Source organism: Flavobacterium limnophilum (genome assembly GCF_027111315.2).
Lineage (GTDB): Bacteria > Bacteroidota > Bacteroidia > Flavobacteriales > Flavobacteriaceae > Flavobacterium > Flavobacterium limnophilum.
This window is the reverse complement of the sequence record NZ_CP114289.2, coordinates 374,974-389,084: the sequence shown is the minus strand read 5'-3', so window position 1 is coordinate 389,084 and position 14,111 is coordinate 374,974. Positions and strand designations below refer to the sequence as shown.

General features: G+C 39.8%; 2 protein-coding genes. Both read left to right on the top strand.

The window, feature by feature from the left end; translation table 11 throughout:
• Nucleotides 1-118: 118 nt before the first annotated feature.
• Nucleotides 119-7,054, top strand: a complete 6,936-nt coding sequence (locus tag OZP13_RS01630) for a choice-of-anchor D domain-containing protein (RefSeq protein WP_281298411.1) — start codon at nt 119-121, stop codon at nt 7,052-7,054.
• Between the two features lie 405 nt (nt 7,055-7,459).
• Entirely contained in the window at nt 7,460-13,867 is a 6,408-nt protein-coding gene (locus tag OZP13_RS01625) for a choice-of-anchor D domain-containing protein (protein ID WP_281298410.1), read from the top strand.
• Nucleotides 13,868-14,111 lie beyond the last annotated feature (244 nt).

Sequence of the window (14,111 nt, the reverse complement as noted above, 5' to 3'; positions counted from 1 at the left end):
GAATTATTCACTCCCAAAAGACCCAAATAATTCAATTTTTATGGAAAAATCACCATAAAATTGCCTATCTTGTTTCTTTTTGACCGCATAACACAGCAAGTTTTTTGCCATCAAGTTTATGAACATTATACCTCTTTCAAAAAAAACCATCCTTTCGCTATTTATTTTATTATGTAGCGTTTTTGGTATGGCGCAAACCATAGTAACCGATAACACCCCTGGAGGAACAGAAATCTTTACTGTTCCTGCTGATGTAACCTCTGTCACTGTAGAAGTATGGGGTGGTGGTGGAACTGGAGGGTCACGAACCAGTGCTAGTAGTGCTGGAGGTGGAGGTGGTGGAGGAGCCTACTCCAGAAGTGTACTTTCTGTAACGGGAGGAACAAACATAAATTATTTTGTAGGCGCTGGAGCAGCTGCCGTTACAGGAACGAATGGATTAGCGGGACAAGACAGCTGGTTTAGTTCCAATACAACCGTTATGGCAAAGGGAGGCAGTTCTGGATTAAATAATTCCACTAATGGTGCTGCTGGAGGAGATGTTGCTTCTGGATATGGTGATGTAAAATATTCAGGAGGAACAGGAGGTACTGGTTCAAATTCAAATCGAGGTGGCGGTGGTGGTTCTTCAGCCGGTAGTGCAGCAAATGGGAACAACGGATCAAATTCATCACCTCCTTTAGGTGGGATAGCTCCTATTGACGGGGGAAATGGAGCGGATGGACCTACTGTAACTGGTACCGCAGGGTCTCCTGGTTTTAGTCCTGGAGGAGGGGGTAGTGCATCTTTGCGTGCCACTACTAACATAGCCTCTGGAGCTGGAGCAAATGGCCAAGTAAGAATTACTTATATCACTAGTGGCTCCCCAGAAATAAACATTCAAGGAAACGCAACCAATATAGCTGATGGAGCCACAGGAACTTCCACAACAAACCACACTGATTTTGGAACTACCAATACAGGAACGCCCGTAACACGCACTTATACCATACAAAACACAGGCGCAGGAGCGCTAAGTATTGGCACCATCACTTTGGGTGACCCCACAAATTACTCGGTTACAACGCCTCCAGCTGCTTCGGTAGCTGCGGGAGGTTCGACCACGTTTATCGTTACCTTCAACCCTACGACAGGAGGAGTAAAGCCTTCAACTATTTCTATCGTAAATGGAGACAGCGACGAAAACCCCTATAATTTTGCACTAACCGGAACAGGAGTTGCGGTTCCCGAAATCAATATTCAAGGAAATTCAAACAATATTGCGGATGGGACTTCCGTAACTTCAACCACAAATCGAACTGATTTTGGCACTACTCCCATCGGAACACCTGTAGCCTATACTTATACCATACAAAATACAGGCAGTGCGACATTAACTATTGGAGCAATTACATTAGGAGATCTTACTAATTACACACTAACTACTGCCCCAGCCGCTTCGATAGCTGCGGGAGGAACTACCACATTTGTAGTCACTTTCACCCCCACAGTTGGAATGGCACTCCCTACAACCATTTCTATTGTTAATGGAGACGGTGACGAAAACCCCTATGACTTTGCTCTTACAGGAACTGGAGTTACAGTCCCAGAAATCAACATTCAAGGAAACGCAACCAATATAGCTGATGGAGAAACAGCTACTTCCCCAACAGACCACACTGATTTTGGCACTACCAATACAGGAACGCCCGTAACACGTACTTATACCATACAAAACACAGGCGCAGGAGCGCTAAGTATTGGCACCATCACTTTGGGTGACCCGACAAATTACTCGGTTACAACGCCTCCAGCTGCTTCGGTAGCTGCAGGAGGTTCGACCACGTTTGTCGTTACCTTCAATCCTACGACAGGAGGAGTAAAGCCTTCAACTATTTCTATCGTAAATGGAGACAGCGACGAAAACCCCTATAATTTTGCACTAACCGGAACAGGAGTTGCGGTTCCCGAAATCAATATTCAAGGAAATTCAAACAATATTGCGGATGGAACTTCAGTAACTTCAACCACAAATCAAACTGATTTTGGCACTACTCCCATAGGAACGCCTGTAGCCTATACTTATACCATACAAAATATTGGCAGTGCGACATTAACTATTGGAGCAATTACATTAGGAGATCTTACTAATTACACACTAACTACTCCCCCAGCCGCTTCGATAATTGCGGGAGGAACCACCACATTTGTAGTTACTTTTAACCCCACAACAGCAGGCATAAAGCCTTCGACTATTTCTATCGAAAATGGAGACAGCGACGAAAACCCGTATAATTTTGCCCTTACGGGAACAACCCCTCCAGAAATGAATATCACAGGCAATGGAAACAGTATTGTGGATGGAGATTCAACCCCAACCACAACTGACGACACTGATTTTGGCGCTACCAATACAGGCACAGCCGTTAGCCATACCTTTACCATACAAAACACAGGCACAGGCACATTGACACTTGGCTCAACCACTTTGGGTGATTTAACAAATTACAAAATTTTCCTTCCAGCTGCCTCAATAGCCCCTGGTGGATCCACCACATTTACGATTATTTTTAATCCTACAACTGCTGGCACAAAAACCACCACGTTTTCGATAGTTACCAATGATGGCGACGAAAATCCATATAATTTCTCCATCACGGGATTTGGTGTTGCAGCTACTGAAATTGACATATATGGCAACGGCGTAGCGATAAATGATGGCAGCACAAGTCCATTAACGACTAACTGGACCAATTTTGGTTCAGCTGATTACACTTTAGAATCTATTGTTAAAACCTTCACTATTCGAAATACAGGAGCTACAACCCTAAACATATCTTCTGCAACACTTTCGGGCTCTTCCGACTTCACAATTACAACTCCGCCGGCCGCCACAGTAGCGAGTGGAACAAACACAACCATTACAATAACATTCAATCCGAGTTCCCTGGGTGTAAAAAATGCCACGGTGACCATTTTAAGCGACGACCTCAATGAAGCTACTTATGATTTTGCCATCCAAGGGTTCGGAATTCAAACCTATTATGACAGTGATGGAGATGGTGTTGATGACAATGTTGACATTGATGATGATAACGACGGAATATTAGACGCAACCGAAGAAACCAATTGCAATCTATCGAACGGAACTAAATCCAATTATAAGTTCTTGAATGAAACTTTTGGTACAGGAGGAAGAACTACCATCAACACTACTTATGCAGCAGAAACGACCTATTGCTATGAGGATGGTTCCATTGAAGCCAGTACTGCTGCTTGTCCAAAACTAAATGAATACAGTGTAGATGACGGAGAATACAGCGTGAGTTCTACTGCAAAAATCTCTCAATGGTCAGACGGAACAACAAACACCAAATGGTATCAAGGAGACGATCACACTACTGGCGACACCAATGGTAGAATGGCAATATTCAATGCAAGTCCCATTGCTGGTCAAGTTTTTTACACCGCCACCATAAAAGGCACATTATCCAACGTCCCGATTACTTACAGCTTTTGGGCCCTTAATTTAGACCGGATAGATGATCCAAACATTGCAACCAGAACACGTCCCAACATCAAAGTGGAATTTAAAGACATGAATGATGTAGTATTGCAAACTATAAATACCGGCGATATTGCACCATCCGGTCTTACTCCATCAGCCAGTGATTGGCACCAATTTACGGCAAACTTAACTTTAAGTGTAAGTTCTTTTAAAGTGGTATTTACCAACAACAATGGTAATGCCGGCTCCGGAAATGACTTAGCCATCGATGACATCTCGATCAACCAGTCCTTATGCGATTATGACTCAGACAGCATTGCCGATTTATTTGATTTAGATTCTGATAACGATGGCATTCCAGATGTTGTAGAAGCTGGTTTAGGTCAATATAGTAATGGAAAAGGAAAAATGGATATTGGTTCAGTAGGTACAGATGGTTTAAACACTAATGCAAGTGCTGCATCCGGTTTACCAACATTAGACTCTGACGGCGACGGAATTCCGAACACTTTGGATTTGGATAGCGACAATGACAGTGTTTTTGATGTAGATGAATCGGGAGCAGGAAACAGTAATGCCGTAACCGGATACATCAATGGCGACGGAGACATTACAGGCGACGGAATGGCAGAAGGACCAGATACCGAAGCTTTTAGAGAAAAAGATTCTGACGGCAATGGTATAATTGAATATATTGGAGATGGAATATTGGATATTTATGATTATGGAACAGGTATGCTTTTTGCGAACCAATATGGCAATTCAGGACAAGGTGTTGCAACAGGAGTTCCCGCAACGGATTATCTAAAAGACACCGATGGGGACGGAACCCCTGATTATTTAGATGTTACGTCTAATGGTTCTACCCATGACATTGCCAACAACAAGTTAATCTATGCTCCAAAAGTTTTAGACGGCAACAATGACGGTATTTTAGATACATCTGCCGATGCAGACAAAGATGGTATTTTAGATATTTTTGACACCAATACAACTGTCAAAGGCTCGCCAAGAAATCTAGACAACAAACTCTATTTAGACTTTGATGGCCGCAATGATTATGCCCAGGACGTAGCTGTTTTAGCAGGATCTGCAGGATCACTGATGGCTTGGATTGACCTTAATAGTGCTTTTGCTTCAGAAGGATTTGTAGTAGGACAAGACAGTTTCCATTTAAAAATAACTAGCGGCAGAATTTTACAAGTTTCCTGCAATGGCACAACGCTAAGTTCGCCAACTGCTTTGGATAGGCAAAGATGGTATCATGTTGCCGCAACGTATAGCGCAAACAACTTAAATTTATATCTCAACGGAGTTAAAATCGCCACCTCGGCAACACCAACAGGCACTATTGCAGATTCGTCATTATTAACAATAGGCAGAAGCCCAAGTGCTAGCGCCAATTTCTTCAAAGGAAAAGTAGATGAAGTGCGTGTGTTCAATGTTGGACTAACAGACAATCAGGTACAGCGAATGGTGTATCAAGAGATTGACCCAACAAGTTCCAACTTAAAAGGAACCTATATCACGGGCAAAGAAATAGCCCAAAATCTAACAACATCTACTGCGGGAACATTGACATTTACCACTATGCTTCGTTATTATAGAATGGATGCTTTCAAAGATGACATCATTGATAATTTAAGCACTCCCGCCATTGATATTGCGGGAACAAAAATCTACAACCACAAAAACATACACCTGCAACAAGCACCAATGCCTTTTGTAACCCTTGCCGATGGCGACTTGGCAACATCGATTACAGATGCGACCAAAGATATCCAAGGTACAGATGTCAATAATTACAATACCATTGTAAATGTAAAACACAACAATACAACCACCGTTTCCAGAACCGACATTGGTCTGTTTGTGGATTCAGGCAAAAGCCTAACCGTAAATAACGATCAAGGATTAACCAATAAATGGTGGGTGAAATTAGACGGAAAAATTGATTTGGCTGGAATGTCGCAATTGGTACAAAACAGCACGAGTGATTTGGACGTTACCAGTTCTGGATTTATCGAAAGAGATCAGCAAGGACAATCTAATCTTTATAATTACAACTATTGGAGTTCTCCGGTTAGTCCAATAAACACAACCGCCAATAACACCAATTATACTGTTGATGGCATGATGAAAGACGGATTCAATTCAATTCCCAGAAATATCAACTGGATTTCGGGTTATGATGGTGTTGCAGGAAATGCAGGAACACCAGTAAGTTTGGCTCGATACTGGTTGTATAAGTTTGACAACAATACTGATGCTTATCCCAATTGGGTACCCTTTTTAGAAACCGATGCGCTTCGGGTTGGACAAGGATACATCTTAAAAGGTAGTGGTGCGGCAACCCATTTTACTTTTGTTGGAAAACCAAATAATGGAATTCTTAATTCAAATACCGTAACTGCCGACAATCTATTATTGGTAGGGAATCCATACCCATCAGCCTTGGATGGACATCAATTCATAAACGACAACATTGGCTCGGTCAACCAAGGCATCGGCGATGGTTCAGTCACGGATGGCACTTTGTATTTCTGGGAACATGCCCCAGAAAACAATACCCACGTCTTGGCTGGTTATGTTGGTGGTTATGCAGTACTTAATTTATTGGGAGGATTGCCCCCAGTAGCTCCATCGCTAATTAGTGGTGCAGGATCGAGTTCAAAAGTACCTCAACAATACATTCCAGTAGGACAAGGATTCTTTGTCTATGGAAGCGCTAGTGGTGGCTCTGTTATTTTCAACAATGGACAAAGAGCTTTTGTAAAAGAAACCGATGCAACATCAAACACTTTGTTCAAAACAAAAAACAACAACAAAATAAGCAAAGTACAATACGACAATAATAGTGTTCCAAAAAAATACAAGAAAATCCGTTTGGGATACAACACCAACGATGGGTATCACCGGCAAGTTTTATTGGGTTTTGCAGAAGACAAAGCCACAAACCATATCGACTACGGTTATGATGCCGAAATTATGGACGATTTGCCAAATGACATGTTCTTGTTGAATGGCAACAAACAATTGGTAATTGAAGGAGAAGGCTGCTTTGACGAAAATGCTTCCTTCCCTATTGGCATAAAAGCGGACAAAGCCGGAAAAGTAAGTTTCGTTATTGACGGCATTGAAAACTTTACCCCTGAACAACCCATTTATATTTACGATAACACAAACGATACTTACCATAATATTCGAAGCAATCCATTTGAAGTTGTCTTGAAAACACAACCAGCAACACTTGTAAACACAAGATTTTCATTGCGTTTTAAAGATAAAACACTTGGAGTGGACGAAAACACGATTGCAGAGAATGGCATCAAAATTTCGCATTCCCAAAAAGGAAATTTACTCGAAATCAACAATCAATTGGTCGATACCGGTATTGAAAAAGTGACTTTGTACACTATTGCAGGACAATCCATTACTACCTGGAAAATTGAAAATCCGGCACAACAAAATATACAATTACCCCTAAAAAATAGTAGTTCCGGAGTATATGTTGTCAAAATAAAAACATCCAAAGGTGTGTTGAGCCAAAAAATAATTGTCAAGTAATTACTTGATCAAAAAAAAATGAAACACCAGTGTAAATACAATTGATTTTCAACAAATTACCTTTAAAAAATTAAAAACCTCTTCTCTCCTACATCTTGGAGTCAAGAGGTTTTTTTTTATTCCATAATTTTAATACGCAACCATATATTTACCTTATCATAAAAAAAAGCATTTTCTTATATAATATCTAACAATGTGTATTTAGTCGATTATTTAAGCCTTTTGTCTGGTTTTAAAATGATTATAAATACCTTTATGAATTGAAAATGAGCTTGTAACAAAATTTATTTTTACAAAAAGAGATTCTGACGATTAATTGATAATAACGTTATGAAAAAAAATACTCTACTTTATAGAAAATTACCTTTCTCATTAGTGATATTATTAAGTTTAGTCTTTAATAATATGGCAAATGCAACTGTAACTATTACCAAACCCTCTTTAACCATATCAACTTGTTCTTTCCCATCAAGCTACTCCACTTTAGGAAACATTGTAATTACTGAAGGTAGCGGTAGTGACTTTTCGGCTGCTGTAGGCGGAACTATAGTGCTTACTGCACCTGCAAATTTCCAATTTGACACAACTGTTAATCCAACTGTAACATTTGCAGCTGGAAAAAACATTACAGCTGCAGCTGGAATAGTAAACTCGGCTACGCAAATTACGATAACATACAGCTCTACCGGAACCACACAACTTGATGTCATGACCATTGCAGGAATACAAATAAGAGCTACAGCGGCATCTGGTGCAGTAAACATTACAAAATCAGGATCAGGAACTATTGCTGGATTAACAACCGGGACAACATTAACAAACACATTAACATCAACTTTAATCACAATACCGGCACAACCCAGCACAATTACAGGAAGTGCATCGCCTTGCTCTGGAACTTCCCAAATTTATAGTGTAACCAATGTTGCTGGAACAACATACAATTGGACTTTCCCTTCGGGTTGGTCACAAACTGCTGGCGGGACAACTAATTCTGTTACCGTAACAACCAATGGAAATACTGGAACTATTACAGTTACCCCTTCAAATACTTGTGGTACAGGAACTGCAAGAACTTTAGCCGTAAGTCCCATTATTAGCCCAAAAATCACAAGTACAATACCCAATTCTAGGGATCTAGCCGGAACAGTTACTTTAGGTGCAACAGCATCGGCAGGAACTATTTCTTGGTATTCTGCACTTACAGGCGGTAGTTTACTAGGAACAGGAACTAGTTATACTACTCCAAGTATAACAACAAACACAACTTATTATTTAGAAGTAAACAATGGCGGTTGTATTTCATCGCCCCGAATACCAGTTGTGGCCACGGTAAATTACCCCGAAATAAACGTTCAAGGAAACACCTATTCTATTGGAGATGGCGACATAACCCCACAGTATATCGATTTTACAGACTTTGGAGAAAGTGTTGTAGGAACACCCATTTCAAAAACTTTTCTAATCCAAAACACGGGTGCTGGAGCATTAACGGTTAGTTCCATTGCTTTCTCAGGATTGAATCCTGGAGATTTTACAGTGACTACACCTCCTAGCACCACAATTGCAGCTGGAACCTCTTCAACATTTGTGGTTACGTTTAATACAGCTACTGCTGGACTTCGATCCGCAATATTGACTATCAACAATAACGACAGCAACGAAGCTGCGTATGATTTTAAAATTCAATCTACGGCAGCTGCATTGAATGCCGGTTCCGAAATAGCTATTCTAGCAAACTCGACTTATATTCCTGATGGCGATACCGCTTATAACATTCCCGATTTTACTGAATTTGGAGAGAATTACACTGGAACTCCCACCACACGAAATTACTCCATTTATAATACAGGATCGACTACTTTGACCATTGGCGCCATCACATTTTCAGGAACCGCCGCGGCCGATTTTTCTATCTCAACTTCTCCAAGTGCAACAGTAGCGCCAGGAAGTTCTACGACCTTTGCCATAACTTTCAATACCGCAACAGCCGGAACAAGAAATGCAGCAATTTCTATAGTAAATAATGACAGTAATGAAAATCCATATAATTTTAATATCAGGGGAACCGGAGTTGTATTTGGAGCTGCAGCAGAAATTGACATTTTAGGAAACAGCAATTCAATACCTGACAATAGTACTTTTACCTCAACATCAAACTTCACCAATTTAGGAGATTCTTTTGTGGGTTCTCCATTAGTAAGAACATATACTATCAAAAATACAGGAACAGCCAGTTTGAGTATTACATCCAGAACAATAACAGGAGTAAATTCAAGCGAATTTGTCGCTTCTTCTATCACTTCTTCAATAGCAGGAACAAGCCAAACCACATTTACCATAACTTTCACTCCAACTGGAACTGGAGCAAGAAGTGCCACAATTTCAATAGTCAACAGTGATGCCTCTGAAGGAACTTATAACTTTTCAATTGAAGGTAATGGGATTGCAACAGCAGCGGGCGTTTCAGAAATTGACGTACAAGGAAACTCAAATTCAATTGTAAATGGCGACAGCACACCATCAATAGACGATTTTACTGATTTTGGCAGTAATCAAATTTTAACCAATACAGTAAAAACATTTACTATCCGAAATTATGGTGGCAGCAATTTAAGTTTAAGTGGAACTCCCCTGGTTAGCGTTTCAGGAAGTGCTGATTTTACGGTCACAAGCCAACCCACAACTCCAGTAACCAGTCTGGGCACAACCTCATTTTCAATTCAATTTAATCCAACAAACGTTCTCGCCCCTACATCAAGAACAGCAATAGTAACAATCGCCAATAATGATTCTGACGAAAGTTCCTATACTTTTACTATTCAAGGAACTGCAATACAAACTTATTTTGACAGTGATGAAGATGGAGTATTCGACAATGTTGATGTTGATGATGACAATGACGGTATTCGAGACATAACCGAAGAAACCAATTGCAACAATTCGAATGGACACAAGGTAAATTATAAGTTCTTGAACGAAACTTTTGGGTCTGGAAGCAGAACAACCATCAATACCACTTATGAAGCCACAACATCTTATAGTTTTCAAGACGCCTCTACCCCTACCGATGTGGAAGGCAGCGGCTTAAGCACAGAGTTAAATGATGGTAAATACACCGTGGGTTCCAGTGCACAAGTAGCGTCTTGGGCTGACCAGTTCTGGTACAAAGGAGTGGACCACACTGGTGATGTAAATGGGCGAATGGCTATATTTAATGCCTCATACACACCCGGAATTTTCTATACGGCATTGATTACGGGAGCTTTGCCCAACATCCCGATTACCTATAGTTTTTGGGTACTTAATCTTGACCGAACTGATGCTCCAAACATTGCCACTCGTTTAAGACCAAACATCAGGGTTGAATTCAGGGACATTAACGACAACGTTTTGCAAACTATAAATACACTTGCAATTGCACCAACAACTGCCGGAAATCTATCTGGCAATTGGCAACAATTCACGGCAAATTTAACCTTTAGCGTGAATACCTTTAAAGTAATATTTATCAATAATGAAACGGGGGGTATTGGAAATGATTTAGCATTGGATGACATATTAATTACCCAACAATTATGCGATTTAGACAATGATGGAGTAGCCGATGTCTTTGATTTAGATGCAGACAACGATGGAATCGAAGATGTTATTGAAGCTGGATTGGGGAACACAAGCAACGGAAAAGGAAAAATTGACACAGCTTGGGTAGATGCTAACGCCAATGGTTTACTCGATAGCGCTGAACCTACAGCTGCAGTACAAGCATTGGATTCTGACGGAGACGGCATTCCAAATTACATTGATTTGGACAGCGACAACGACAGTCTTTTTGATGTGGATGAATCGGGTGCAGGAAACACAAATGCTGTAACGGGTTACGTTAATGGCGACGGCGACATCAATGGTGATGGCGTGGGCGATGGTCCAGAATCAGAAACTTTCAGAAGCAAAGACACGAATGGCGATACGGTTGTCGAAGGTTTTGGTGACGGGATATTGGATATTTATGATTATGGAACTGGAGGTACTTTTAGCAGTCAATACGGAAATTTATCCCAAGGAATTGCAAATGCAAATCCTGCCACAACCTATCTAAATGATACTGATGGTGACGGAATTCCAGATTATCTTGATGTCAAATCAAATGGAACCACATTTGACATAACCAACACCCTTTTGATTTATGACTACAAAACATTAGACACGAATGGCGATGGAATTATAGATGGCACAACCGACATAGACAAAGACGGTATTCTAGACGCATTCGATACCAATACTGCTTATTTTGGTTCGCCAAGAGATTTGCATACCAAATTATTTTTGGACTTCGATGGTCGAAATGATTATGGGCAAAGCACCGCAATTCTTGGTGGTTTATCCAATGCTTCACTTATGGCCTGGATTGATTTAAATTCAGCTTTCGCCAGCGATGGAATTATTGTAGGTCAAAATAATTTCCAAATCCGAATTTCAAGTACCAAGAAACTGGAAGCAGTTGTAAATGGCACTACAGCAACTTACAACGCCGCATTAAATGTATCGCAATGGTATAACGTGGCGGCAGTTTACGGTGGCGGGAATTTGAAATTATATTTAAACGGGAATTTAGTGCTCACTCAAGCCGCTGCTGGAGCCATTTCGGCTGATGCATCACTATTGACAATCGGAAAAAACCCTTCTGCAAACGACAAATACTTCAAGGGAAAAATAGACGAAGTACGTGTTTTTAATGCCGCTTTGACTGATTCTCAATTGCAAAGAATGGTGTACCAAGAAATCAAAGACTTTGGCTCCGAAATTAGAGGAGAAATTGTTCCTAAAAACGTGGCTACATCACCAGCTTCTTTGCCTTTCGCTAATTTGTTGCGTTATTACAGAATGGACAATTACAAAGACGATATTATCGATGACTTGACCACTCCAGCCATTGACGTTACGGGTACAAAAATATACAACCACAAAAATATTTATGTGCAACAAGCTCCAATGCCTTTCTTGACAGAGCGAACCGGAGATTTTGCAACAGCAGTAAACAGCCCAACAAAAGAAATCCGGGGAATGGACATAATGGATCAAGACTGGTCTATTGTAAAAGTGCAACACGATATTACGGAAACCTCAAACAACATTGATTTAGGTATGCTTGTCGATTCAGGAAAAACCATCTTAATCAATAATGACAACAAAACACAAAATGATTGGTATCTGAAATTAGACGGGAAAATAGATTTGGTTGGAAAATCACAATTGGTACAAACTACAGAAAGCGATTTAGACGTCACCAGTTCCGGTTTCATCGAAAGAGACCAACAAGGACAATCCAATCTATACAATTACAACTATTGGAGTTCACCGGTAAGTCCTATAAACATTATGAGCAACAACAACAATTATTCTGTTAACGGTGTAATGAAAGACGGGACAAATCCTTCAGCTCCAGCAAATATCAACTGGACAAGCGGTTATGATGGTGCTCCAACGTCACCCATAAGTTTGGCAAGATACTGGCTCTATACTTTTGACAATTATGCCAATGCTTATTCCAATTGGAATCAAATACAGGAAACCACCCCAATCCGAGTGGGCCAAGGATTTACCTTGAAAGGAAGTGGAGCTTCAGTATCCCAAAATTATGTCTTTACCGGAAAACCAAATAATGGGTCGATAACCACGAACTACGTTGACATAGATCAATTATTGCTTACAGGAAATCCTTATCCGTCGGCTTTGGATGCAACAGCATTTATAAACGACAATTCAGGTTCCATAGATGGCACTTTGTATTTCTGGGAACATTACACTACCAACAACACTCATATTTTAAAAGATTATCAAGGTGGATATGCCGAAAGAAATCTTATTGGCGGAGTAGCTCCCGTTTCGCCAACATTAATTAGTGGCCTAGGCTCCAGCACTAGAATTCCAGAACAATTCGTTCCCGTGGGACAAGGATTTTTCGTCAATGGAAATTTAACCACTGGTGGAACAGTTACATTTAAAAATAGCCAAAGAGGTTTTCATAAAGAAGACGAAACAGGAGTTTCGAATAGTCTGTTTAGAACTAGCTCCAATAAAAAAACACAAACATTGGGAAGCAATAACAATGACCAAATTGTTGCCGAGAATTTTATGAAAATTCGCTTGGGATACAATACCAACAATGCCTACCATCGTCAAGTTTTGTTGGGATTCATGAATGAAAAAGCGACAAGCGAAATAGATTATGGTTATGATGCCTTAAACATCGATGATTTTCCAAACGATATGTGCTTTTTGGTGAGAGAAAACCAATTAGTAATTCAAGGCGTAGGCTTTTTTGATGCAAATGCCTCGCTCCCAATTGGCGTAAAAGCTGATATCGAAGGCAAAGTGTCATTCGTGATTGATGCTTTGGAAAATATTCCTCCAGATCAACCCATTTTTATACATGACAATCTTTCAGACACCTATCACAACATTAGAGAACAAGCCTATGAAGTTGTTTTGCCAGTGGGTACGGATGATTCTCGATTCTCGCTTCGATTTATGGATAAAACACTAAAAGTCGAACAGCATTCAATTGACAGTATCGAAATCACGCCTATTCAAAATGGAAATATGCTTCTAATAAACAACAACTTATTGGATGTCAACGTTGAAAAAGTGAGTCTTTACAATATTCTTGGTCAATCCATTTCCTCTTGGAAAATTGAAAATCAAGATCAACAAAATATTCGAATTCCAATAAAAAATATGCCTTCTGGAATTTATATTGCCAAAGTCAAAACTACAAATGGCGAAAGCAGCAAAAAAATCATTATTCCCTAAAATCAAATAATCCAAAAATTAAAGTTGTTCCTTATGGGCAGCTTTTTTTTATATGTTACAAATTGAATCAAAAACACTTTTAAAATTATTTAACAATTTTAAAATCAATTTACTACAACAAAAATAGAACCGAATTTTATTTTACCTAAAAAGTCCTTTTTTTAAACAAAAAAATATTCAAAAAAAAGAAAAACAGGTTTTATATAAAAACAAAAAAATAAATTGTTAAGAAAGCATTTTATCG